Annotated in this window: 21 protein-coding genes; 20 read left to right on the top strand and 1 reads right to left on the bottom strand. The window is 41.4% G+C overall.

Features of this window, described 5'->3' with window-relative positions; all coding sequences use genetic code 11:
* The first annotated feature begins 315 nt into the window (after positions 1–315).
* The 6 genes from NST81_RS13185 to pyk all read left to right on the top strand — a co-directional run bounded on the left by NST81_RS13185 (position 316) and on the right by pyk (position 7,362).
* A complete protein-coding gene (locus NST81_RS13185; RefSeq protein WP_048623820.1) occupies positions 316–1,554 on the top strand; it encodes an NAD(P)-dependent malic enzyme in 1,239 nt (412 codons plus the stop codon).
* Positions 1,551–2,195: a FadR/GntR family transcriptional regulator gene (locus NST81_RS13180; protein WP_003355623.1), complete on the top strand. Its 645-nt coding sequence runs from the start codon at positions 1,551–1,553 to the stop codon at positions 2,193–2,195. The genes NST81_RS13185 and NST81_RS13180 overlap by 4 nt, the downstream gene beginning before the upstream one ends.
* Before the next feature lie 83 nt (positions 2,196–2,278).
* Complete coding sequence (accD, locus tag NST81_RS13175) at positions 2,279–3,148, top strand: acetyl-CoA carboxylase, carboxyltransferase subunit beta (RefSeq protein WP_003355622.1); 870 nt, start codon at positions 2,279–2,281, stop codon at positions 3,146–3,148.
* Positions 3,142–4,122, top strand: a complete 981-nt coding sequence (gene accA, locus NST81_RS13170; RefSeq protein ID WP_003355621.1) for an acetyl-CoA carboxylase carboxyl transferase subunit alpha — start codon at positions 3,142–3,144, stop codon at positions 4,120–4,122. Before accD ends, accA begins: the two co-directional genes overlap by 7 nt.
* Positions 4,123–4,617: 495 nt before the next feature.
* Positions 4,618–5,577, top strand: a complete 960-nt coding sequence (pfkA, locus tag NST81_RS13165; protein WP_048623819.1) for a 6-phosphofructokinase — start codon at positions 4,618–4,620, stop codon at positions 5,575–5,577.
* A 24-nt stretch (positions 5,578–5,601) separates the two neighbouring features.
* A complete protein-coding gene (gene pyk, locus NST81_RS13160; protein WP_048623818.1) occupies positions 5,602–7,362 on the top strand; it encodes a pyruvate kinase in 1,761 nt (586 codons plus the stop codon).
* A gap of 908 nt (positions 7,363–8,270) precedes the next feature.
* Here the strand turns inward: pyk and ytvI are convergent.
* Positions 8,271–9,404: a sporulation integral membrane protein YtvI gene (gene ytvI / locus NST81_RS13155; RefSeq protein ID WP_048623817.1), complete on the bottom strand. Its 1,134-nt coding sequence runs from the start codon at positions 9,402–9,404 to the stop codon at positions 8,271–8,273.
* Between the two features lie 250 nt (positions 9,405–9,654).
* Between ytvI and NST81_RS13150 the strand changes: the two genes are divergently transcribed.
* The 14 genes from NST81_RS13150 to dnaI all read left to right on the top strand — a co-directional run bounded on the left by NST81_RS13150 (position 9,655) and on the right by dnaI (position 25,242).
* The gene (locus NST81_RS13150; protein WP_048623816.1) at positions 9,655–10,116 is read left to right on the top strand and encodes a DUF441 domain-containing protein; all 462 of its coding nucleotides are present in this window, start codon (positions 9,655–9,657) and stop codon (positions 10,114–10,116) included.
* Positions 10,117–10,373: 257 nt separating this feature from the next.
* Positions 10,374–11,489 (top strand): citrate synthase, encoded by a 1,116-nt coding sequence (gene citZ, locus NST81_RS13145; RefSeq protein WP_327824337.1) that lies wholly within the window; start codon positions 10,374–10,376, stop codon positions 11,487–11,489.
* A 182-nt stretch (positions 11,490–11,671) separates the two neighbouring features.
* Positions 11,672–12,943: an NADP-dependent isocitrate dehydrogenase gene (gene icd / locus NST81_RS13140; RefSeq protein WP_048623814.1), complete on the top strand. Its 1,272-nt coding sequence runs from the start codon at positions 11,672–11,674 to the stop codon at positions 12,941–12,943.
* A gap of 85 nt (positions 12,944–13,028) precedes the next feature.
* The gene (mdh, locus tag NST81_RS13135; RefSeq protein WP_003355613.1) at positions 13,029–13,967 is read left to right on the top strand and encodes a malate dehydrogenase; all 939 of its coding nucleotides are present in this window, start codon (positions 13,029–13,031) and stop codon (positions 13,965–13,967) included.
* Positions 13,968–14,164: 197 nt separating this feature from the next.
* A complete protein-coding gene (locus tag NST81_RS13130; RefSeq protein ID WP_003355612.1) occupies positions 14,165–14,875 on the top strand; it encodes a response regulator transcription factor in 711 nt (236 codons plus the stop codon).
* Positions 14,876–15,201: 326 nt separating this feature from the next.
* Complete coding sequence (polA, locus tag NST81_RS13125; protein ID WP_003355611.1) at positions 15,202–17,832, top strand: DNA polymerase I; 2,631 nt, start codon at positions 15,202–15,204, stop codon at positions 17,830–17,832.
* Positions 17,833–17,853: 21 nt separating this feature from the next.
* Positions 17,854–18,672: a DNA-formamidopyrimidine glycosylase gene (gene mutM / locus NST81_RS13120; RefSeq protein ID WP_003355610.1), complete on the top strand. Its 819-nt coding sequence runs from the start codon at positions 17,854–17,856 to the stop codon at positions 18,670–18,672.
* Positions 18,673–18,695: 23 nt separating this feature from the next.
* Positions 18,696–19,400, top strand: coding sequence for a sporulation membrane protein YtaF (gene ytaF / locus NST81_RS13115; protein WP_255287949.1), 705 nt, complete (start codon positions 18,696–18,698; stop codon positions 19,398–19,400).
* A gap of 53 nt (positions 19,401–19,453) precedes the next feature.
* Positions 19,454–20,056, top strand: coding sequence for a dephospho-CoA kinase (gene coaE, locus NST81_RS13110; RefSeq protein WP_003355608.1), 603 nt, complete (start codon positions 19,454–19,456; stop codon positions 20,054–20,056).
* A gap of 185 nt (positions 20,057–20,241) precedes the next feature.
* Complete coding sequence (locus tag NST81_RS13105; protein WP_040342004.1) at positions 20,242–21,273, top strand: glyceraldehyde-3-phosphate dehydrogenase; 1,032 nt, start codon at positions 20,242–20,244, stop codon at positions 21,271–21,273.
* Positions 21,274–21,771: 498 nt separating this feature from the next.
* A complete protein-coding gene (speD, locus tag NST81_RS13100; protein WP_003355605.1) occupies positions 21,772–22,152 on the top strand; it encodes an adenosylmethionine decarboxylase in 381 nt (126 codons plus the stop codon).
* A gap of 149 nt (positions 22,153–22,301) precedes the next feature.
* On the top strand, positions 22,302–22,760 hold the full coding sequence (gene nrdR / locus NST81_RS13095) for a transcriptional regulator NrdR (RefSeq protein WP_003355604.1): 459 nt from the start codon (positions 22,302–22,304) through the stop codon (positions 22,758–22,760).
* A 143-nt stretch (positions 22,761–22,903) separates the two neighbouring features.
* On the top strand, positions 22,904–24,313 hold the full coding sequence (locus tag NST81_RS13090) for a replication initiation and membrane attachment family protein (protein WP_048623809.1): 1,410 nt from the start codon (positions 22,904–22,906) through the stop codon (positions 24,311–24,313).
* Entirely contained in the window at positions 24,310–25,242 is a 933-nt protein-coding gene (gene dnaI / locus NST81_RS13085) for a primosomal protein DnaI (RefSeq protein ID WP_003355602.1), read from the top strand. The genes NST81_RS13090 and dnaI overlap by 4 nt, the downstream gene beginning before the upstream one ends.
* The last annotated feature ends 202 nt before the right edge of the window (positions 25,243–25,444 follow it).

The raw sequence follows: 25,444 nt of genomic DNA, 5'->3' as shown, positions 1-25,444 counted from the left end.
AATAGACATTAAAAATTGGTCTGACCACAAAAAATCATGCATTTGAGAATTACAACATTGGTTCAAAGAATAAGAGAGCTAGTTCGCTGTTTAGGACAGATCATGGAACAAAAGGTTAGACAATACAGACGATAGCGCCATCGTTTATAGCTGGCCTTGCCAGAATGGAGATGGCGCTTCGGAAAAGAAGTCACGGCCAGGCGGAAAAGTAGGAGACGGTTCAACGAAGGTTCAACAGCCGAGAGAATACAAATGACGAACCCCTTTCTCCAATCGATGGAATGCCGGCGTAGTACGGATGAAGGAGTGAATATTTTGTCATTAAGAGAAGAAGCTTTGCACATGCATAAGTTGAATCAAGGAAAATTGGAAACCGTGGCAAAAGTTCAAGTCATGAATCAAAAAGACTTAAGTCTTGCCTATTCTCCTGGAGTGGCTGAGCCGTGTAAAGAGATCTACGAAAAGCCGGAAACGGTTTATGATTACACAATGAAAGGGAACACAGTAGCCGTCGTTTCCGATGGAACGGCGGTTCTTGGATTGGGAAATATTGGTCCGGAGGCGGCTCTTCCCGTAATGGAAGGAAAAGCAGTGCTGTTTAAAAGTTTTGCCGGCGTTGATGCTTTTCCAATTTGTTTAAATACGAATGATGTGGAAAAAATTGTCGAGACAGTGAAGCTATTGGAGCCGACATTTGGGGGCGTTAATTTAGAAGATATTGCGGCCCCGAATTGTTTTATCATTGAAGAACGACTGAAAAAAGAGACCAATATTCCGGTATTTCATGATGATCAACATGGAACGGCGATCGTGACCGTTGCCGGCTTGCTGAATGCCCTTAAAATTGTCAATAAAAAAATGACAGAGATTAAAGTAGTGGCAAACGGTGCGGGAGCTGCTGGAATTGCTATTATTAAACTTTTGTATCATTATGGTGTAAGGGACATTATCATGTGCGATTCCAAAGGAGCCATCTATGAAGGCCGTCCGGAAGGCATGAATAAGGTAAAAGAAGAGGTAGCCAAGTACACCAACCGCGAGCACAAAAAGGGAAGTTTGGCAGATGTGATAAAAGGCGCTGATGTATTTATAGGAGTTTCCGTTGCCGGTGCACTGACAAAAGAAATGGTTCGTTCCATGAACGATCAACCGATTATTTTTGCGATGGCGAATCCTGTTCCGGAAATTATGCCGGATGAAGCGAAAGAGGCCGGAGCGATGGTTGTCGGGACAGGCCGATCCGATTTTCCAAACCAAGTGAATAATGTGTTGGCTTTCCCGGGTATTTTTCGGGGAGCGTTGGATGTGCGAGCTACTCATATAAATGAAAAGATGAAACAAGCAGCGGTGGAAGCCATTGCGAGTCTCATTTCAGATGAAGAACTTGATACAAGCTATTGTATCCCCGGTCCTTTTGATCCGAGAGTTGCACCGCGGGTAGCGGCGGCGGTCGCCAAAGCGGCGATGGAAACAGGAGTGGCAAGAAGAAAGGTAGATCCTGAAGAAGTATATGAACGGACCATGAGATTGGCGGCTATTGGAAAAGGTGAGTGAAACGAGCTGTGAAAGACGCTCTTCCAAAATCCAAGTTTGTGGAAATCGTACAAGAAATTAGAAAGATGATTGAAAAAGATGGGCTGCTTCCCGGAGACAAAATTCCATCTGAACGGGAATTGTCGGAACACCTGGACGTTGGGCGTTCCTCCGTCCGGGAAGCGCTGAGAGCCCTCGAACTTCTGGGATTGATTGAAACAAGAAGGGGAGAGGGAACTTTTTTGCGTCATTTCCATGACCATCGTCTTGTTGAACTTCTTGGCATGTTTATATTGCAAGATCCAAAGATACAAGACGATGTCGTGAAAGCAAAAGAAATCATGGAAGTCGGAGGGCTGTCATTGGCTCTTCAACATCGATCTCTCCATGAAAAGATAAAAAAGGCTCGGGAAAGTCTTGAAAAGGAAGAATGGTCGGAATATGACTTTTTTTCTTTTATTTTGGATTTAGGAGAAAATCATTTATTAAAAAAGATTTGGCTGATTGTCTCAGACTATGCAACTTCCATTCAAAATCAACATTGGACAATTGAAAAATACAAACCCTATTATTTAAAGCTTTTAGAAGCAATGGAAAAACAAGATTTCTTTGCTTGCTATCGTGTTTATCAGGAAATTCAAAAGTTGTCGAATGGAAGGTGACAAACTTTTGCGTATTTTTTAAAAAAATTTGTGTAAAGTGGAGACAATCTTTAGAAGCGAAGCCTAACAAGGGAGGATTCACCTTGATTAAAGATTTCTTTAATAAGCCAAAGAAGCGAAAATATGTCACCGTTCCTTCTGATGCACCGAAGCATGACGTACCGGAAGGAATTATGACAAAATGCCCCCAGTGCAAGAAAATTATGTATACGAAAGAGTTGAAAAAAAATCTCCATATATGCCTTCATTGCGGATATCATCATCAAATGTCTGCTTATGAACGGATTGAGTCGTTGATAGATGAGGGAACTTTTACAGAAATCAATGCCGAACTTATGACAGAAAATCCTTTGAACTTTCCTCATTACCTGGAAAAAATTGAAAAAGACCGCCAAAAATCAAAATTAAATGAGGCTGTTGTGACGGGTATTGGAGAAATAAACGGATATAAGACTGCTATTGCGGTAATGGATGCTAAATTTCGCATGGGAAGCATGGGATCCGTTGTCGGGGAAAAAATCGTCAGAACGGTAGAAGAAGCCGATCGTTTAGGGATTCCGTTTATCATCTTCACTGCTTCTGGCGGTGCACGAATGCAAGAAGGTATAGTATCTCTTATGCAAATGGCGAAGACGAGTGCTGCCTTGAAGCGATTCAGTGACAACGGTGGGCTTTTCATTTCCGTGATGACCCACCCAACGACCGGAGGGGTTTCTGCTAGTTTCGCTTCCTTAGGAGATTACAATTTTGCGGAACCTGGTGCGCTGATTGGATTTGCCGGGCGCCGAATCATCGAGCAAACCATTCGGGAAGAGCTTCCGGAAGATTTTCAAACAGCGGAGTTTTTGTTGAAACATGGACAACTGGATGACGTCATTCCAAGAAATGAACTGAAGGATAAATTAACTGTCCTTTTAGATATTCATCAGCCAAGGGGTGAGCTGGCGTGGTAAACAGTCTTGAATTTGAAAAGCCGATTATTGAACTACGGGAGAAAATCGCGGAATTGAAAGAATTCACGGCCAAATCGGATGTGGATTTATCAGATGAAATTGAAACGTTGGAGAATCGGCTGGAAAAATTGGAAAAGCATATTTATGACAATTTAAAACCTTGGGATCGTGTGCAAATGGCCAGACACCCGCAACGGCCAACTACCCTTGATTATATTGAACATTTATTTACAGATTTTATCGAGCTTCATGGAGACCGCCTTTTTGGGGAGGATGAAGCCATTGTCGGCGGAGTGGCCAAATATTACGGTCTGCCGGTTACGGTAATTGGACACCAACGCGGAAAAGATACGAAAGAAAACATCCGTCGGAATTTTGGCATGCCTCATCCGGAAGGATACCGAAAGGCTCTTCGTCTTATGAAGCAAGCGGAAAAATTTCACCGTCCCATCATTTGTTTTATTGATACAAAAGGAGCTTATCCGGGTAAAGCGGCAGAGGAACGCGGACAAAGCGAAGCGATAGCCAGAAATTTGTTTGAAATGGCCGGATTAAGAGTGCCGATTGTCTGCATCGTGATCGGTGAAGGCGGAAGCGGGGGTGCTCTAGCTTTAGGGATCGGCAATCATTTATTTATGCTTGAGAACTCTACGTATTCTGTCATCTCGCCTGAAGGAGCAGCAGCTCTTTTATGGAAGGATGCTTCAAAAGCAAAATTGGCAGCCGAAACGATGAAAATTACGGCTCCAGATTTGAAAGAATTGGGAGTTATTGATGATGTGATTAAAGAAGTGCGCGGCGGCGCGCATCGCGATCCTAAAAAACAAGCCGAATTTATTGACGAAACGCTGAAACGTTCTTTAAAACAGCTCATTTCGTTGAGCGAGGAAGAATTGGTGAATCAGCGCTACGAAAAATATAGAGCTATTGGTGAATACACCGTTTTAAACGAATATATAGGAACTCATAAATAACGCGCTTCTCTTAACGGAGCGCGTTTTTTCATATACATCCATCCTCGGATTTTCCTTTTGGTGTCATCCTCCTGAGCATGAACCTTTCTATGATTGGCCGCTCGATTTTTGCAGGTATGATCAGATCAGCGTTTGGAATTGTTTCTGAAATTGGAAAGAATAAACATTCGATGGTATGGTAATTTTTTCTCATTATGTATCTTAAGTCCTTTATTAGGAAATAAATTGAAATGATTTTGTTTGTCGGAGAGAATAAAAAACGCTTCCAGTTCACCGACAATTTTGTCTTTTTGAAAGGATTGTTAGGTATATTGTGAACACCTTTCCTTCGTGGTATTTTAAAGAGGGATATTGCTAGCAGAACTGTAGAAATGCTGTAGACCTCGATCAAAAATAGAGGATTGCCCGCATGAGGAAACAGGATTTCTACACTTGGACTTTAGAAAACAGAATAAAATGAGTGGCAGTGCAAATTACTTTGTAGAGGTGATGATGATGAAAAGAATCGGCGTTTTAACAAGCGGGGGCGATGCTCCGGGAATGAATGCCGCGATTCGGGCGGTCGTAAGGAAGGGAATTTTTCATAATTTAGAAGTTTTTGGGATTTATCAAGGCTATACTGGTTTAATTAACGGACATATTGAAAAACTTGAATTAGGTTCTGTTGGTGATATTGTTCATCGCGGAGGAACGATTTTACGATCAGCACGCTGCCCGGAATTTAAAACCCCGGAAGGTCAGAAAAAAGGGGTGGAACAGTTAAGAAAACATGGGATCGACGGTTTGGTTGTGATTGGCGGAGACGGTTCTTATCGCGGGGCAAAAGCTTTAACGGAACTTGGTTTTCCATGCATCGGAGTTCCGGGAACGATTGACAATGATATCCCGGGAACGGAATTTACGATCGGTTTTGACACGGCTCTCAATACAGTGATTGATGCTATTGACAAAATCAGAGATACGGCAAGTTCCCATGAAAGAACCTTTATTATTGAAGTAATGGGAAGAGATGCCGGTGATTTAGCGTTGTGGGCTGGATTGGCCGGCGGAGCTGAAACGATTGTGATTCCGGAAGAACCTTTCAATATGGATGAAATCATCGAACGGTTAAAGAATGGTCAAAAACGCGACAAAAAGCATAGTATTATCGTAGTAGCGGAAGGTGTTATGAGCGGGACAGAGTTTGCGAAATTGATCCAAAAAGAATGTGATATAGAAGTTAGGGTTTCTGTGCTCGGACACATTCAGCGTGGAGGATCGCCGACAGCTACAGACCGTGTGTTGGCTAGCCGCCTAGGAGCCAGAGCAGTGGAATTGTTGATCGAAGGAAAAGGCGGACGAGCAGTCGGTATTGAAAAAAATCAACTTGTCGATTATGACATTATAGAAGCACTTGGCAGAAAGCATCAATTGGATCTAAACATGTACAAGCTTTCAAAAGAACTTTCTATTTAATTTGTGGATATGGGGTGGTAAACCGTGAGAAAAACGAAAATTGTATGTACGATTGGGCCAGCAAGCGAAAGCGTAGAAATGTTGGCAAAATTAATGGAAGCCGGAATGAACGTCGCTCGATTAAATTTCTCTCATGGAGATCATGAAGAACATGCTGTTCGGATTCGAAATATTCGTGAGGCTGCTAAACAAACCGGCAAAACGGTAGGCATTTTGCTGGATACAAAAGGACCGGAAATTCGCACGCATAATATGGAGAACGGTGCTGTCGAACTGAAAAAAGGCACAAATGTCATTGTTTCAATGAAAGAAGTAACTGGAACGGCAGAAAAATTTTCGGTTAATTATCCAAACTTAATCGATGATGTAGAAATAGGATCGAGAATCTTGCTGGATGACGGTTTGATAGGATTGGAAGTTGTTTCTATCGACAAAGAAAATGGAGAAATTCATACGAAAGTATTAAACAGCGGTATTCTTAAGAATAAAAAAGGAGTAAATGTTCCTGGCGTTTCGGTTAATTTGCCTGGTATTACCGAAAAGGATGCAAAAGATATCATTTTTGGAATCCAGCAAGGGATTGATTTCATTGCTGCTTCCTTTGTAAGAAGAGCGTCCGATGTCTTGGAAATCCGACAAATTCTTGAGGAACATAATGCGACACATATTCAAATCATTCCTAAAATCGAAAACCAAGAGGGCGTTGAAAACATCGATGAAATCTTGGAAGTATCCGATGGGTTAATGGTGGCAAGAGGCGATTTGGGAGTGGAAATTCCAGCTGAAGAAGTTCCGCTTGTCCAAAAAGAACTGATCAAAAAATGCAACGAGATGGGGAAACCGGTTATTACTGCGACACAGATGCTGGATTCCATGCAAAGAAATCCGCGTCCTACGCGTGCGGAAGCTAGTGACGTGGCCAATGCCATCTTTGATGGTACCGATGCGATCATGTTGTCAGGAGAAACCGCAGCGGGAGCGTATCCGCTTGAGGCCGTACAAACGATGCACCGGATTGCTTCACGAGCGGAAAAAGCTCTGAACTATCCTGCCATCTTGACCGAAAGAAGCAAGAACACAGGACATAATATGACCAATGCCATTGGACAGTCCGTTGCCTATACGGCTCTTAATTTAGATGTTCATGCGATTATCGCACCAACCGTAAGCGGCCATACAGCCAAAATGATTTCACGCTACAGAACGAAAGCGCCGATTATTGCGGTTACTTCTAGTGAGCAAGTTTGCCGCAGTCTTGCCCTTGTGTGGGGAGTTTATCCGCAAAAAAGTAAAGCAGCTGAATCCACTGATGAAATGTTGGAGTTGGCCGTTCTTGCAGGATTAGATTCCGGCATGATCAAACAAGGAGACTTGGTTGTGATTACGGCTGGGGTTCCTGTAGGTGAATCCGGTACGACCAATTTAATGAAAATCCACGTTGTGGGAGATATCCTTGTAAAAGGGCAAGGAATTGGAAGAAAATCAGCTGTAGGGAAAGTAGTCATCGCCAAAAATGCAAAAGAAGCATTAGAAAAAGTGCAAGAGAATTCCATTTTAGTCACAATAGGAACGGATAAAGACATGGTTCCAGCTATTGAAAAATGTGCGGCACTTATAACGGAAGAAGGCGGAATAACCAGCCACGGGGCTGTTGTAGGATTGAATTTAGGGATTCCTGTTATAGTGGGAGTAGAAGATGCCATGAAAAATTTAAAAGAAGGACAGGAAGTCACCGTCGATGCCGCCTGCGGTGTGGTTTATAACGGACGTGCCAGCGTGCTTTAACGAATAAGAAGAAGCTGGGTTCCCAGCTTCTTCTCTTCTTATGTGCGCCCGGCATGTACATGAACTATAGGGTGTAAGTCCCGAACCCCGAAGACAGAAGTAGAGGTTAGCCAAGAGCAAGGGTGTCCGTGGTGACGCGGAATCTGAAGGAAGCTGGAGGCAAAACACCGGTCCGAGGAACACGAACCTCATATAAGGCTAGGTATGATTGAGTGAGTTTGCATAACAAAACAAAGCTCTTTCTGTCGAAGGTCATATCGAGTAAATGAGGCGGATAGATGGTGTGAAAGTGCATGTACTTACCCGGGGAGGTCTGGCGGATATGTGAAGTACTCTTCATAACCTACTTAGTGATAAGTAGCTGAACCGTCAGAAGTCAGCAGAGGTCATAGTATTAGTTGGTCTAGAACAACTAAGAAGGACCGAACAATTAAGAGAGAATAGCCCTTGGTATTCAGTGAGTCATGATGAACACAGAAAACGTAGTACCTCACTTGAGGGAGGAAGCGGTGAATCCCGTGGGAGACCTCTTGGAGGGTGGAGTGACCACTGGCATAAAGAGAACAGCTATTCACGGAAGTTATAAAGACTTGCGTCAATTATCTTAATTGAACCGCCGTATACGGAACCGTACGTACGGTGGTGTGAGAGGACGGGAGTTAATCGCTCCCTCCTACTCGATTATATGGTCATGGGTTAAAGTCAAAGATCAACGTGATGCAGAAATTTTTTCGATTGGAGTCTTTAAAAAAACCAATGAATTTTTCGTTTATCTGGTGACGCTTCGCTCTTGGTGAATTACGTTCAAGTTTTCATTTCGTTTTTAGCGGGAAAATGTTAAGAATCGTCTTTTGTGAATAGAAGAAAGATGGAACGATCCGTCCTATCATAAAAAAATGTCAGCTTTATCAGCTGACATTTTTGTCTGTGGAGCTTCCTTTGATGATATAGTTCCATAAATCTTGAAATACATTGGCTTGGTGGAGGGTCTTGATGATGACAAGAACGACCGGCCCTAATATGAGGCCAAGAAATCCGACGACTTTGAAGCCGACAAATAAGGCGATCAATGTGGCTAAAGGATCCAAGCCAATGCTGGAAGAAAGAACTTTTGGTTCCATGAATTGTCGCTGCGCAATGACGATTATATAAAGAACCGAAAGACCGATTCCGAGCGAAACTTCCCCGGAAATAAATTCATAAATAATCCATGGGACAAAAACGACTCCCGTTCCAAGGTATGGCATAAGATCCACGAGTCCTGTGACTAATGCAATCGTGATGGCGTATTTAACCCTCAAAATAAGCAATCCAATTAACACGATCACGGCCGTCATCGAAATGAGTGTGAGTTGGGCACGGACAAAACCAAAAAGTGCTTTTTTGAGGTCCACAAATACCCGCTCGCTGCTTGAACGTGCCTTTTTGGGCATATATTTTTCAAATCGATCTTTTAGTCTGTCCCAATCTTTGCTGATAAAAAAAGTGGCTAGCAATGAAAAGATTAGAACAGTAGCTGCATTAGGAATCCAAGAAATTAGATCAGGAAGCTTTAAGAAGAAATTTTTTAAAAACTCTCCGGCACTTGTAGCAATTTTTTGGCCGACATTTTGAATATTGTTCAAAATGGTTTCTTGTTGGTTGGCGCCCAAATTTTTGAACAGTTTTGAAGCTTGATCATATAACGGGATGATTTGGCCGGCAATAAAATTTTCCGTGTACTTGACAATCGTTTCCACATGTCCCGGGACTACGTTTGCCAAATAATTCGCGCCCGCTACAATTTCTGTTATCAGCAAGGAAATGATGCCGATAAAAATAGCAAAAATAATAAGGATTGAGGCAATTACCGCAACGGGTCTCGGAAACTTCAGGCGCTTTTCGAGGACATTCACGAGTGGGTTAATCAAAAAAGCGATCGCCAGCGCAATAATGAACGGATAAGTTACTTTTGACACGACAAAGAGCGCGTACAACAACAGCAAAACAGCTCCAACCACAATAAAAAAGCGCAAAACACGATATAGCTTTTCAGGATTCAATCGACTTTTCTCTCCTTATACCAAATAAGATCTTGCAATCTATTTGTATTGTAGCAGTTACCCCGTGAGAATAAAAGTGTTATCTTTTTTTATAGCGTGTTAGAATCCATAAAGGCCCCTTTGCATGATTCGGATGAATAACAGTCGATTTTTTAATCAAAGAGAGGATGGCAGAATACCATTCATTCCATATGGACATGGAAAATGATTCTTTTCCTGAATTAAATCTTAAAGAAAGGAATGCATCATGATGTCACAACAACCCTTTTTATTTTTACTGCTCCTATTAGCGATCGGTTTTATTTCCAAAAACCAATCTTTAATGGTGGCGATAGCTGTATTATTAGTTTTAAAAGTCATCGGTACGGATGATAAAATTTTTTCATTGATCCACTCAAAAGGAATCAATTGGGGAGTGACCATCATTACAGTGGCTGTCCTGGTGCCTATTGCAACAGGCGAGATCGGTTTCAAAGATTTAACGGAATCCTTAAAATCTCCTTATGCATGGATTGCGTTAATTTCCGGTATTATCGTTGCCATTTTAGGAAAGCATGGGGTATCTTTACTGGCCGAATCTCCTCATATCACGACGTCACTTGTGTTGGGGACGGTTTTGGCGATTGCCCTCTTTAAAGGAGTGGCTGTCGGTCCTCTTATTGGGGCAGGAATAGCTTATACAGCAATGAGAATCTTTAGTTTTTTTCACTAGAAAAAAATATCCGACTATTTTCAATAAAGAAAGTCATTTTTCTAAAAAAATAATTTTTTTAATTTTAAGCGCTTTTGGTTCACAAAAGTCAGATAATTAGTTATAATAAGACGTGTAAGCGCATCCTTTAGTATGGATTGAATATAAAGGAATTTGTCCGCAAATAAGCGAGCGCATAAGAAAATTTTTTTACTATTTATTCATTATTTGCAAAAAAAGTGGGTAATGGGGAAATTTAAGACAAAGGAGAGATGGGTATGACTGCAACTCGTGGTCTGGAAGGAGTAGTTGCCGCTTCTACTTCTGTAAGTTCTATTATTGATGATACCCTTACATATGTGGGTTATAACATTGATGACTTAGCGGAAAATGCTTCGTTTGAAGAAGTGATATATCTGCTGTGGCATCGCCGTTTGCCGACAAAAACGGAATTAGACGAATTAAAAAATCAGCTTTCTGAAAACTATGAAATTCCTCCAGAAATTATTGACCATTTTAAAATGTATCCAATTGATAAAGTCCATCCCATGGCCGCGCTTCGCACTGCAGTATCTTTTTTAGGATTGTATGACGAAGAAGCTGACGATATGAGCGAGGAAGCGAATTATCGAAAAGCAATCCGTCTGCAAGCAAAAATGCCTGCATTGGTCACAACATTTGCCCGCATTCGTAAAGGGCTTGAACCAATTCCGCCAAACAAAAATTTAAGCTTTGCAGCGAATTTTCTTTACATGCTGAACGGAAAAGAACCGGAAAGTATTGAAGAAGAAGCATTTAATAAAGCATTGATTTTACATGCCGACCATGAATTGAATGCTTCTACTTTTACTGCGCGTGTATGTGTAGCCACCTTGTCAGATATTTATTCTGGTATTACCTCAGCGATCGGTGCTTTAAAAGGACCTCTTCATGGCGGTGCAAACGAGCAAGTAATGAAAATGTTGACGGAAATCGATTCCGTTGAAAACGTGGAACCATATATTCGGAAAAAACTGGCCAACAAAGAAAAGATAATGGGATTTGGTCACAGAGTATACCGCAAAGGTGACCCTCGTGCAAAACATTTAAAAGAAATGTCCCGAAAATTAACAGCTCTCAGAGGAGAACCAAAGTGGTTTGAAATCTCTACTCGAATTGAAGAAATTGTGACGTCTGAAAAAGGTTTGCCGCCGAATGTCGATTTCTATTCTGCATCTGTTTACCACAGCTTGGGAATTGATCATGATCTTTTCACGCCAATCTTTGCCGTCAGCCGTGTTTCAGGATGGATTGCCCATATATTAGAACAGTATGACAACAACCGTTTAATTCGTCCGCGGGCTGAATACATCGGTCCTTCCAAACAAGTGTATGTTCCGCTGGAAGATCGTTGATAACAGGCTATAAGTGGTTTAACGTCGTTCGTTGAACGATTGGTAGCGCTTGCTTGGGGAAAGCAAGTTCGTGAATCTATTGTTTACAAATGCGCGAATTATTGGTGTAATAAGAATAGTTGCACAAAGGTTAGATGCAGATGGCTTCTAACCTTTGATTCTGAAATTGGAGGTATAAGAGCATGTCACAAGGGGAAAAAATCACAGTACAGAACGGAGTTTTAAAAGTACCTAATAATCCGATTATTCCATTTATTGAAGGGGATGGAACAGGCCCTGATATTTGGAGAGCAGCTTCACGCGTTTTAGATGCGGCGGTGGAAAAAGCTTATAAAGGCGAAAGAAAAATCGTTTGGAAAGAAGTATATGCCGGCGAAAAAGCTTTCAATAAAACAGGTGAATGGCTTCCGCAAGAAACATTGGATGTCATCCGAGAATATCTCATTGCGATTAAAGGGCCTTTAACAACTCCGGTAGGCGGTGGAATTCGTTCTTTAAATGTTGCTTTACGACAAGAACTCGATCTTTTTGTGTGCCTGCGTCCAGTACGTTATTTTGAAGGAGTACCTTCACCGGTAAAACGCCCGCAAGATACCGATATGGTCATTTTCCGTGAAAATACGGAAGATATTTACGCTGGAATTGAATATCAAAAAGGCACTCCTGAAGTGAAAAAAGTCATTGATTTTCTTCAAAATGAAATGGGCGTCAAAAAAATCCGCTTCCCAGAAACTTCTGGAATCGGCATTAAACCGGTTTCGGAAGAAGGATCTAAGCGTCTTATAAGAGCGGCTATTAACTATGCAATTAAAGAAGGCAGAAAATCTGTTACATTAGTACATAAAGGAAATATTATGAAGTTTACAGAAGGTGCCTTCAAAAATTGGGGATACGAATTGGCGGAAGAAGAATTCGGCGATAAAGTATTCACGTGGGCTCAATATGACCGCATCAAAGAAGAACAAGGAACAGAAGCTGCCAATAAAGCTCAACAAGAGGCAGAAGCAGCCGGAAAAATTATTGTAAAAGATGCGATTGCGGATATTTTCTTGCAACAAATTTTAACACGTCCGCGTGAATTTGATGTAGTGGCCACTATGAATTTAAATGGAGACTACATTTCTGATGCTCTTGCTGCTCAAGTAGGCGGAATCGGTATTGCTCCAGGGGCTAATATTAACTATGAAACTGGACATGCTATTTTTGAAGCAACACATGGTACGGCTCCAAAATATGCTAATTTGGACAAGGTGAATCCATCATCCGTTATTTTGTCCGGCGTATTAATGCTTGAACATTTAGGTTGGAATGAAGCGGCCAACTTAATTGTCAAATCGATGGAAAAGACCATTGCTTCCAAAGTGGTCACATATGATTTTGCGCGCTTGATGGAAGGGGCTAAAGAAGTCAAAACATCCGAATTTGGGTCACAATTAATTGCGAATATGGAATAATGTCCATTTGTTGGATAGAAGTCGGGCTCTTAAATCGTTGAGAGCCTGCTTCTTTATATAAATCCATAATAAGGAGGAACTTCTCTTGGCGTTGAAGCGTAAAAAAATCTCTGTAATCGGTGGCGGTTTTACGGGAGCAACTACAGCGTTTTTACTTGCTCAAAAAGAACTTGGAGATGTCGTTTTGGTCGATATTCCTAACATGGAAAATCCTACAAAAGGGAAAGCTTTAGATATGCTGGAAGCTAGTCCTGTCCAAGGGTTCGATGCCAATATTACGGGTACTTCCAATTACGAAGAAACAAAAGATTCAGACGTTGTGGTCATCACAGCTGGAATTGCCCGTAAGCCTGGTATGAGCCGCGATGATCTTGTACAAACAAACCAAAAGATAATGAAAGCCGTTACGAAAGAAGTGGTGAAATATTCTCCAAACTGCTACATCATTGTGCTGACAAATCCTGTCGATGCCATGACATATACGGTTTTTAAAGAATCCGGATTCCCTAAAAACCGTGTCATTGGTCAATCAGGGGTGCTCGATACTGCTCGTTTCCGTACTTTTGTCGCGCAGGAATTGAATGTTTCCGTAAAAGATGTCACTGGTTTTGTTCTGGGCGGGCATGGCGACGATATGGTTCCGCTTGTGCGCTACTCTTATGCCGGGGGAATTCCGCTTGAAACGTTAATTCCGAAAGATCGCTTAGATGCCATTGTGGAACGCACTCGCAAAGGCGGCGGTGAAATTGTCAATCTCCTTGGCAATGGGTCTGCTTATTACGCACCTGCAGCCTCTTTGGTAGAAATGGTGGAAGCCATCGTGAAAGACCAACGCCGCATTCTTCCGGCCATTGCCTATTTAGAGGGTGAATACGGATTTGAAGGAATCTATCTTGGAGTTCCGACCATTCTTGGCGCAAACGGAATTGAAAAAGTGATCGAATTGGAGCTGACGGAAGAAGAAAAAGCTGCACTAGCTAAATCGGCAGATTCCGTACGCAACGTCATGGCTTCTTTAGTATAAACTTTCATTCGTTAGGAAAAGCTCTATGAAGCGCGATCGTTTACCGAATCGTTCTCATAGAGCTTTTCTTTTTGCCTTTTTTCAATCAATCCCTTTATCTCTTGCAAATAATCGTGAAAAGAGCTTTTGACAGCGAACGATTACTAATATAATGGAAGAGAAGAAGCAAAAATGAAAAGAGGGCGGGATTCATATCCATGAAAAAAAACATTTTGATTGTCGATGATGAATCATCTATCGTTACATTGATCCAATATAATTTAGAGCAAGCGGGGTTCCAAACAAGTTCTGCGTATGACGGTGAAGAGGCTCTGCAAAAAGTATTCAATGAGAAACCGGATTTGATTATATTGGATTGGATGCTTCCAAAATTGGATGGCATGGAGGTTTGCAAACAGCTTCGACAGCAAAAAATCATGACCCCCATTTTGATGTTGACCGCCAAAGATGAAGAAGTGGATAAAGTTCTTGGATTGGAACTTGGTGCTGATGATTATATGACGAAGCCATTCAGCCCTCGTGAATTGATGGCCAGGGTGAAAGCGATCTTAAGAAGACAGCAGTTTCTTACGGAACCACAAAGTGAACAGTCGCAAGAACCTGATTTTCTGCAAGTCGGCGATGTGACCATTTATCAACATCTGTACGAGGCTTATTATAAAGATCAACTTTTGGAATTGACGCCAAAAGAATTTGAGCTGCTCCTATATTTAATTAAAAACAAAGGCCGAGTTTTATCAAGAGACCAGCTTCTAAATGCGGTTTGGAATTATGATTTTGCCGGCGATACGCGAATTGTAGATGTTCATATTAGCCATTTGCGTGAAAAAATCGAAAATAATACGAAAAAACCCCAATATATTAAGACCATCAGAGGAATCGGCTATAAATTTGAAGAGCCAAAATAAACAATTAGTTTAACAAAAGCTGCTATCCGGATTTCATTATAAAAGTCATAAAGATCGTAAAAAGGATGGACGGCCGCTTATCGCCCTCTGATAGATCTCTCCGCTTGAAATCAGCTCATTGAATCCAATTGGAAAACAAGCTTTTGTCATATAAAATAGTTTTGTTAAATGGTGGAACGTCCTTGGTACCCGATTAGTGAGAAATGGCGCATTTTCATGATCGAAGGGGCCTCCATAAAGAAAAAGCGGGTGGAAAACCGCTTTTTTCTTTTCGGTTCTTTGCATGGTAGAATAACAAGTAGGAGAAGACAAAGGGAGGTTGCCTAGTGAAGAAGAAACTGATTTTGATAGATGGAAACAACATTGCATACCGTGCTTTTTTCGCCCTTCCGTTATTAAATAATGAAAAAGGTATTCACACCAATGCGATTTACGGCTTTACGATGATGCTGAACAAAATATTAGAGGAAGAAAAGCCAACCCATATGTTGGTGGCATTTGATGCCGGCAAAACGACTTTTCGACATGAAACATTCAAGGAATATAAAGGCGGCAGGCAAAAAACGCCTCCGGAACTATCGGAACAATTTCCGTTTATCCGCGATTTATTAAAGTCTTTTCACATTCCGCAATTTGAACTAGAAAATTATGAAGCGGATGATATCATTGGTACCCTTTCATTAGAAGCGGAGAAAAAAGATTTTGAAATCAAAATTTACAGCGGAGACAAAGATTTGACCCAATTGGCTTCGGAGAAAACAACGGTTTGTCTCTGTCGAAAGGGAATTACCGATATTGAAGAATACACTCCGGAACATGTAAAAGAAAAATACGGTCTTACCCCTCAACAAATTATCGACATGAAAGGTTTGATGGGAGACTCTTCGGATAATATTCCTGGAGTCCCTGGAATCGGCGAAAAAACGGCGATTAAACTGTTAAAAGAATTTGAAACCGTTGAAAAGGTAGTCGATTCTATTGATGAAATCAGCGGAAAAAAGCTAAAAGAACGGCTTCAAGAACATAAACAACAAGCTTTAATGAGCAAAGAACTAGCAACCATTAAAAGAGATGCTCCTTTAGGGATTACGGTTGAAGAACTTGAGTATCAAGGACCGGACTGGGAAAAAGTTCAGAGCATTTATAAGGAACTTGGATTCCAGTCTCTGCTGGAGAAAATAGATCAAACTCAGGAAACAGAAGTGCAGCCATTAGAAAAATTGGAGTATCAAACTGTCGAAGAAATCACGGAGGATTTGTTCGAACAGGAAAATTCTTTTTATTTAGAGATGATTGGTGAAAATTATTTCATTAGCGACATTGTCGGTATGGCTGTTCAAAATGAAAAAGGAATTTTTTATTTGCCGACAGAATCAACTTTAAAATCTCCTGTTTTTAAAAAATGGGCTGAAGACGAAACGAAAAAGAAAACGGTGTTTGATGCTAAGCGTACGGTTATTGCCTTGCGGAGGCATGGAATTGAACTGAAAGGGATTGAATTTGATTTACTGCTAGCTTCTTATTTAATTAACCCGTCTGAATCCCCTTCCGATTTTGCCGATGTAGCTAAGCTTCATGGTTTTAATGAAGTGCAATCCGACGAAGCGGTCTACGGAAAAGGGGCGAAATTAAAGCTCCCGGACAGAGAAATTTATGAGGAGCATATTGCAAGAAAAGCGGTGGGGCTTACTAAATTGGCGGAAACATGTCGAGATGTTCTGAAAGAAAATGATCAGCTCTCTCTTTTTTACGATTTAGAAATGCCGCTTGCTTTGATTTTGGCCGATATGGAATGGACAGGCGTAAAGGTGGACGTGGATCGGTTGACAGAAATGGGTGACGAACTTCACAACAGGCTGCAGGAAATCGAAAAGGAAATCTATGAATTGGCCGGACAAGAGTTTAACATTAACTCTCCTAAACAACTAGGGCATATTTTATTTGAAAAAATGGGGCTGCCGGTGATAAAGAAAACGAAAACAGGTTATTCCACATCCGCCGATGTATTGGAAAAATTGGAAAGCAGTCATGAAATCGTTCGCTACATTTTGGAGTACCGCCAGCTAGGAAAATTGCAATCCACTTATATAGATGGGCTGTTGAAAGTCGTTCACCAAAATACTCATAAAGTGCATACTCGCTTTAATCAAGCTCTTACACAGACAGGCAGACTGAGTTCCGCAGATCCTAATTTGCAAAACATCCCGATCAGACTCGAAGAAGGAAGGAAAATCCGCCAAGCTTTTGTCCCGTCTGAAAAAGATTGGGTCATCTTTTCAGCGGATTATTCACAAATCGAATTGCGGGTTCTCGCTCATATATCCGGTGATCAAAAGCTTATTGAAGCCTTCCGAGAGGATATGGATATCCACACCAAAACGGCCATGGATGTTTTTCATGTACAAAAAGAAGAAGTGACATCCAATATGAGGAGACAGGCGAAAGCCGTTAATTTTGGGATTGTCTATGGAATCAGCGATTATGGACTCTCACAAAATTTAGGGATTACGAGAAAGGAAGCCGGTCAGTTTATTGAACGTTATTTTGCTTCTTATCCGGATGTAAAAGAATATATGGATGAGATTGTTAGAGAAGCGAAACGAAAAGGTTATGTAACCACATTGCTTCATAGAAGACGATATTTGCCGGAGATTACAAGCCGAAATTTCAATGTACGCAGCTTTGCAGAGCGGACGGCCATGAATACGCCAATACAAGGAAGCGCTGCTGATATTATTAAAAAAGCAATGATTGATATGGCAGAACGATTGAAGAAAGAACAGCTTAAATCGAGAATGCTTCTTCAAGTGCATGATGAATTGATTTTTGAAGTTCCTCCCGATGAGATAGAAACGATGAAAAAAATCGTACCAGATGTAATGGAACATGCGGTTGAATTGAAAGTTCCGCTAAAAGTGGATTATGCCTATGGCCCCACTTGGTATGATGCTAAATAGGCGGTTTGGAGGTGATAGGTTTTGCCTGAAATGCCGGAAGTAGAAATCGTTCGGCGAACATTGCTTCCTTTAACCACGAGGAAAACGATAAAAGACGTGACGATCCGTTGGCCGAAAATGATTCAAAATACAGACGCAGACACTTTTCGAAAAACGTTGAACGGACAGACGATCCATGATATATCCAGACGAGGGAAATTCTTGATTTTCCATTTTGATGACTATTCTGTTGTATCGCATTTGCGGATGGAAGGTCGCTATCGTGTGGAAGAAAAGATAGAGCCGGATCCTCATACCCATTTAGTGTTCCACTTTACTGACGGTACGCATCTGTTGTACAGAGATGTACGGAAATTTGGAACGTTTCATTTGTTTCCAAAGGGAGAAGAATTTTTTGCTCCTCCTTTATCGCACTTAGGTCCGGAGCCTTTTTCTGATGCATTCACATTCGCCTTTTTAAAAGAACAACTGAAAAAAACCAGCAGATTGATTAAAGCTGTTCTGCTGGATCAAAAAGTAGTGGTTGGACTCGGCAATATTTATGTCGATGAAGTGTTGTTTCGTTCCGGGATTCATCCGGAGCGGAAAGCACAGGATTTGAATGATAAGGAAATAGAAAAGCTAAGAGCGGAGATCATCACTACGTTGAAAGAGGCCATCGATAAAGGCGGAAGCACGGTCCGCTCGTATGTGAATTCACAAGGAAAGAAAGGGACGTACCAGCTGCAACTGTTCGTGTATGCGAGAAACGGGGAGCCTTGCCGGATCTGTGGGCGTCCTATTGAAAAAATAAAAGTCGCTGGCCGCGGCACACATTTTTGCTCAAACTGTCAGCATTGACATTGTCGGCCGTTTGAAAACGAATGAACAATGGGCGAGCTCCTTCCATATATTATTTTCAGGCAGATAGGAAGGAGATTGCACAAATGGGATCATTCTTTTCTTTACTCTTACTTGCGTTTGCGGTTAGTCTTGATAATTTCAGTACGGGACTTGCCTACGGCATCAAACAAATGAAACTCCCTTTGAAGTCTGTCGTGATTCTTTCTTGCTGTTCAGGTGTGGCTTTGCTGCTGGCAATGATGATCGGCCGCTTATTCGGCCAGATATTGTCCCCGCATTTGGCATCGCTGATTGGCGGCATTATTTTGATCGGTTTGGGAGCATGGGCGCTTTTTCCGCTTTTTCGCAGCCATCAAAAAGATGAAGAAGAGCTTCCGCATGAAAAGATGATTTTTAAATTGGAATTAAAGTCCGTCGGTTTAGTGATTAGTATTTTAAAGACGCCGACAAAAGCGGATTTTGATCGATCGGGAACGATTACGGGCCTGGAAGCGGTCATGCTTGGAATTGCTTTATCCCTTGATGCTTTCGGAGCCGGATTGGGAGCGGCCATGCTTGGCTATTCTCCCGTTTTTTTATCCGCATCCGTTGCCATTATGAGTCTAATATTTGTTTCTGCCGGGCTGAAGATGGGGTCCGTATTTTCCAAGAGGCAATGGGTGCAAAGATTAACGTATCTCCCCGGATTGCTGTTAATGTTAATTGGATTTTGGAAAATTGGTTAAAAGAGACCTAGTATCTTTCATACGATGACAAGAATGGAAAAGGGGGGACGTAAATGGCTGCCATTATCGGTTTAACCGGCGGCATCGCCAGTGGAAAAAGCACGGTATCAAGTCTTTTGAAAGAAAAGGGCTTTACAGTGATTGATGCCGACGTTGCCGCAAGGATTGTCGTTCAACCTGGAGAAGAGGCTTATAAAAAAATAGTGGAGACATTCGGAAAAGACATTCTGTTGGAGAATGGGGAAATTAACCGACCTAAGCTTGGCGACCTCGTATTTCGCGACGAGCAGAAAAGACTTCAACTGAACGCTATTGTACATCCGGCTGTTCGAAAACAGATGCTTTTGGAAAAAGAGCAGGCCATTCGGAATGGAAAGCAAACGATTTTTTTAGATATTCCGCTTCTTTTTGAAAGCGGACTGACATGGATGGTGGATAAAACCATCGTGGTCTATGTAGATGAAAACATACAGCTTCAACGACTGATGAAACGAAACGGTTTAGATAAAGAGGCTGCCGAGATTCGAATCTCGGCACAAATGCCTCTTGAAGAAAAAGCCAGTAAAGCGGATGCAGTGATCAATAACAATGGGACCATTACCGAAACAAAAAAACAGTTGGAACATATCATCGAAATATGGGCCCTCCGCCCGTAAACAAAAGGCTGTCTGAAGATTGGACAGCCTTTTTGTTTTATGGATAGCATGGTGAACTTTTGTGATGGTATAAAAAGGGATGGTCAAAAAAATATGCAAAATAATCATTCCATTAAAAATGAAATATGTTATACTAATTTTAGTTAATTCCCTTAAAAGTATAACATATAGGAGGAGCCGGAATGATGAAGGCGAGAATAGCAATCAATGGCTTTGGCCGCATAGGAAGGATGTTTTTACGAAGAGCCATTTTAGAAGAAAAATTAGATATTGTAGCCATTAATGCAAGCTACCCTGCTGCTACTTTAGCTCATCTCATTAAATATGACTCCAATCATGGAAAGTTTGAAGGAGAGGTCGAAGCAGAAGACAACGCCATTATTGTCAACAACAAAAAAATTCAATTATTAAACAACCGAAATCCAGCAGAGCTTCCTTGGGGAGATCTTCAAATAGATATCGTGATTGAAGCAACTGGCAAATTTAATTCCCGTGAAAAAGCGTCTCTTCACCTTGAGGCCGGAGCGAAAAAAGTCATTTTGACGGCGCCCGGCAAAAATGAGGATGTTACGATTGTCATGGGCGTGAATGAAAGCGATTTAAACATAGAAAAGCATCATATTATTTCCAATGCTTCTTGTACCACCAACTGTCTGGCGCCGGTAGCGAAAGTGCTGGATGAAGAATTCGGCATCGAAAATGGGTTGATGACAACCGTTCATGCTTATACAAATGATCAGAAAAATATTGATAATCCTCACAAAGATTTGCGAAGAGCCCGCAGCTGCGGCCAGTCCATCATACCGACCACTACAGGGGCGGCTAAAGCGCTGGCGCTTGTGCTGCCGCAATTGAAAGGAAAACTGCATGGGATGGCGCTGCGCGTGCCGACTCCGAACGTGTCTTTAGTGGATTTAGTGGTGGATTTGCGACGGGAAGTTACGGCCGATGAAATTAATCAAGCGTTTATTGCCGCCAGCCAAGGTCCTTTAAAAGGAAAACTTGGATTCACTACCGAACCGCTTGTTTCCATCGATTTTAATACCGATTCACGTTCTGCCATAATCGATGGATTATCCACGATCGTCATCGGCGGAAAAAAGGCAAAAGTGTTGGCTTGGTATGACAATGAATGGGGTTATTCCTGCCGTGTAGTGGAGTTGGCCACTTTTGTCGCGCAAGAAATGGAAAAAAAAGCTGAAATGAAAATTGGTTGAAACGTAAAAACTGAAAAAAGCTAGTTTTCGTGTTTAACAAGATGCACCATAGCTTCGCATATGTTTTCCAGCTAGAAACTGTTGTTTTACAGAGGTTGACTGGGCCAGGCTCCCTCTTTGTGCTTAGGAGAGGGGCGACCTATAAAGTCAGCCTCTTTTTTTATGGGATACGTTTAGCTTTATTGTGATATGGATGAGCTTAATCCAGCGAAAGGTTCTATCCCATTGAGACTGAAAATCATGCCATATGGAGCTTTTTTATTTAACCGGGTTGGTCCTTCTTAACGGTACAAACGATTTTTGCCTGCATTCGACAAAAACATTATTGCAAAAAGATATTAAACCAAGTATACTATGATTCGTGAACTTCTTATAATGGAATCATAACTACTTAAAGGGTTAGGACCTCTTCGGACTAACTTTCCCCCGTGGTAGTTATAAAACTTTTAAAAATATTCTTTTGATCGAAAAAAATTTTGTAAAAGGGGGAAACGATCAATGGAAACAATGGGTCGTCATGTCATTTCTGAACTTTGGGGCTGTGAATTTGAAAAACTGAACGATGTGGAACAAATTGAAAAAATCTTCGTGGAAGCCGCATTGAAATCTGGTGCAGAAATCAGAGAGGTAGCATTTCATAAATTTGCTCCTCAAGGCGTAAGCGGGGTAGTGATTATATCAGAATCACATTTAACGATTCATAGCTTCCCAGAGCACGGATATGCAAGCATTGACGTTTATACATGCGGCGATTTGAATCCGAATATTGCTGCTGATTATATAGCTGAAGCATTAGGTGCCCAGACTCGTGAAACCATTGAATTGCCGAGAGGGATGGGCCCGGTACAAGTGAAGTCTCAAAATATAAAAGCATTGTAAAATTCAAGGGTGCATGGCAATCATGCACCCTTTTACTTATCTCTGGCAATGTCGCTTCTTTTGAAAGAAAAATTGCGTTCAAAAACTCCATTATTATATAATCATTCTAGGTAGAATGCGGGAATATTGAGATGAGACGGAGTGATTTTATGAGATGTCCAGCATGTCAGCACAACGGCACCCGCGTGGTGGATTCAAGGCCGGTCGATGAAGGAAGATCGATACGCAGAAGGCGCGAATGCGAAAGCTGTTCCTATCGATTTACCACGTTTGAACGTGTGGAAGAGCTGCCGCTGATCGTGATCAAAAAAGAAAATACTCGGGAAGAATTCAGCCGAGAAAAAATATTACGCGGTCTCATTAAAGCTTGCGAGAAGCGTCCGGTCTCTCTTGAGCAGCTGGAACAGATCACGCTCGATATCGAAAAAGAAATCCGAAATGAAGGTGTATCAGAAGTTCATTCAGAGAAAATCGGTGAAATGGTGATGGATCGTTTGGCGAAAGTGGATGAAGTCTCATATGTCCGCTTTGCTTCCGTTTATCGTCAATTCAAGGATATAAATGTATTTTTAGAAGAATTGAAAGAACTGATCAAAAAAGAAAAATAAAAAGCTGGAGTTTGAACAAATCTCTGGCTTTTTTTCTTCTAGCCTCGTGCATACATTCCGTTTCGGCCTGCAGCTAAAAGAGACCCCAGATACGCATAATTCCTGTACGTAAACATGAATGAGTTTAGAAAGGTTCGATTAAAATGAAACCGTTTTGGAATGAATTGCAACCAGTGGATGAGTATTCGGTCAAATTAAGCGGAATCCTTCATGACACCGATCGAAAAATTCTTACCTTTCTGTATCAACCGTTAATCGGCTCTGCTTGTTTTAGTTTATATATGACGCTTTGGGCCCAAGCGGAGGAAAATCGGCTTTGGTCCAAAACTTCCAATCATTATGGGTTGATGAATTTTTTAAATATGAATTTAAAAACGATTTATCATGAACGATTAAAATTAGAAGGAATCGGATTGTTAAAAACATATGTAAAAGAAATGGGAGACTCCCGAAGCTATATTTATGAGTTATTGCCGCCGCTGACGCCGGAACAGTTTTTTCAAGATGGGATGCTGAACGTCTTTTTATATCGCAAAATCGGTCGTTCTCAATTTTTGCGATTGAAGAAATTTTTTTCAAATGAAACGATTGAACATGAATCTTATAAAGAAGTGACAAGATCATGGCCGGAGGTGTTCTCTTCTTCGCCGTCTGCCGTTATGGATTCGGAAGCACTTTCCGATAGCCAATCTGAAACGGGGGAAGAATTTTTAAAAAGACCGGAAAATCCCGGACTTACACTGAATGACGAACAATTCGATTTTCAGCTTTTGGAAAGCGGATTGAAAAGTGTCATGGTGCCGAAACAAACGCTTACTCCGCAAGTGAAAGAAACGATTTTGAAGTTATCCCATCTATATGGCATCAATGAATTGGAAATGAAGAATATTCTTTTAAGCGCATTGGATGAGAACGATGAGGTGGATATTGATCAATTACGAAAATCAGCCAGAGATTGGTACCAGTTAAAGGTAAATCCTGAACTTCCGGAACTAGTGGATTTAGTGCAGCCTCCCGTATTGCGAAGCCAAACAAAAGGAGACAGCCCTGAAGATGAACTGATTGTATACTTGGAAACGACTTCTCCACGACAGCTGTTGATTGACATATCGGGAAGTATGCCTTCTAAAGCTGATTTGCAGGCGATTGAAGAGATTATGTTCCAGCAAAAGCTCTCGCCGGGTGTCGTTAATGTTTTGATCCAATACGTATTGTTAAAAACAGATATGAAATTGTCAAAGGCTTACTTGGAGAAAGTGGCCGCACATTGGGCACGAAAGAAGATAAAGACGGTAAAAGAAGCGTTGGAATTGGCCAAAAAAGAGCATCGCCAATATTTGGAGTGGGCGAATCAGAAAAAGACAACGAACCAAACGAACCAAATGAAAAAAAAGCCCGTCCGTATCGAAAAGCTGCCTGATTGGTTTCAAGAATACGAATCGAAAAAATCAGCCTCGAAGGAAGAGGACGAAGATTTTGACTTTGAGGCGGAAAAACGGAAGTTGGAAGAAAAATTAAAGAAAAGAAAAACGGCGGGAGGTGAACATAAATGAAACGTATCCAAGATTCGCTAAAACGGCTTAGTTCGCCCGATTTTCACAAAAGATACCAGGCGGTGCGCAAGGATATCTTGGGAAATCCGGATGTTTCCGACTTTTTGGAAAAGCATCGAGACGAAGTGGACTCGGAAGTTTTGGATAAAAGTTTAGGAAAATTATATGAATATATAACCCAAAGTAAAGGTTGTCAAGGCTGCCCCGATTTAAGCCAATGCAGAAATATGATGCAGGGGTATGAACCTGTGCTGGTCATGCGAAAGGGCAGTATTGATATCGAATACAGACGCTGCCAAAGAAAAATCATCTTTGATGAGCAGCGGAAAACAGAAAAATTGATTCAAAGCATCTATGTTCCGAAAGAAGTGTTGAAGGCTTCATTTGAGACGTTCGATTTCAATACTCCTGGGAGAATTAAAGCGCTCAAATATGCCGAAGAATTTGTTGCGGGCTATCATACTCAAAAGCAACAGAGGGGTTTATATTTGTACGGGCATTTTGGCGTTGGAAAATCTTATTTATTAGGAGCAATCGCCAACGAGTTGGCAAATGTCGGTGTTCCCTCGTATATTGTTTATTTTCCTGAGTTTGTAAGAGAAATGAAGCAGTCATTAAACGACCATTCCATCAATGAAAAACTCGATATGATTAAAAAAACACCGGTTCTTATGCTGGACGATGTCGGTGCAGAATCCGTGTCCAGCTGGATGCGAGATGATATTCTGGGCCCCATTCTTCAATACCGCAGCTTGGAAAGACTGCCTACTTTTTTCAGCTCCAATTTTGATTATGATGAACTGGAGTTTCATTTTTCTCATTCGCAAAGAGGAGAAGAAGAGAAGTTGAAGGCCGCCAGAATTATGGAACGAATCAAATTTTTGACCATCGCTGTAAAATTGGATGGTCCTAATAGAAGAGAAAGGTAGGAACGATTTTTTGACAAGCGTAGGCATCTCTCTTTAAAAGAAACGATGCAAGCTTTGTTTCCTCTCTCAAATAATCATCTTCTTAAAGCCACAAGCTGCAAAGGAGCTTTCCTTCTTGTGGTTTCTTTTTTTCTAAATGAACTATACCCCTCGCTAGATATGCTTATGAAAGGAATGAATGTCCAAAACAAAGCTCTGTCTA

The organism is Bacillus sp. FSL W8-0223 (genome assembly GCF_038006805.1).
Classification (GTDB): Bacteria; Bacillota; Bacilli; order Bacillales; family DSM-4216; genus Bacillus_O; species Bacillus_O smithii.
Note: the sequence above shows the minus strand (reverse complement) of the source record. Positions and strands in the feature narration are given on the sequence as shown.

Excerpts from the sequence above, each read along its gene's own strand:
- NST81_RS13105 (WP_040342004.1), top strand. The coding sequence starts at position 20,242 with ATGAAGGCGAGAATAGCAATCAATGGCTTTGGCCGCATAGGAAGGATG.
- dnaI (WP_003355602.1), top strand. The coding sequence starts at position 24,310 with ATGAAACGTATCCAAGATTCGCTAAAACGGCTTAGTTCGCCCGATTTT.
- citZ (WP_327824337.1), top strand. The coding sequence starts at position 10,374 with ATGACTGCAACTCGTGGTCTGGAAGGAGTAGTTGCCGCTTCTACTTCT.
- NST81_RS13130 (WP_003355612.1), top strand. The coding sequence starts at position 14,165 with ATGAAAAAAAACATTTTGATTGTCGATGATGAATCATCTATCGTTACA.
- nrdR (WP_003355604.1), top strand. The coding sequence starts at position 22,302 with ATGAGATGTCCAGCATGTCAGCACAACGGCACCCGCGTGGTGGATTCA.
- NST81_RS13090 (WP_048623809.1), top strand. The coding sequence starts at position 22,904 with ATGAAACCGTTTTGGAATGAATTGCAACCAGTGGATGAGTATTCGGTC.
- ytaF (WP_255287949.1), top strand. The coding sequence starts at position 18,696 with ATGAACAATGGGCGAGCTCCTTCCATATATTATTTTCAGGCAGATAGG.
- pfkA (WP_048623819.1), top strand. The coding sequence starts at position 4,618 with ATGAAAAGAATCGGCGTTTTAACAAGCGGGGGCGATGCTCCGGGAATG.
- speD (WP_003355605.1), top strand. The coding sequence starts at position 21,772 with ATGGAAACAATGGGTCGTCATGTCATTTCTGAACTTTGGGGCTGTGAA.
- coaE (WP_003355608.1), top strand. The coding sequence starts at position 19,454 with ATGGCTGCCATTATCGGTTTAACCGGCGGCATCGCCAGTGGAAAAAGC.
- NST81_RS13150 (WP_048623816.1), top strand. The coding sequence starts at position 9,655 with ATGTCACAACAACCCTTTTTATTTTTACTGCTCCTATTAGCGATCGGT.
- icd (WP_048623814.1), top strand. The coding sequence starts at position 11,672 with ATGTCACAAGGGGAAAAAATCACAGTACAGAACGGAGTTTTAAAAGTA.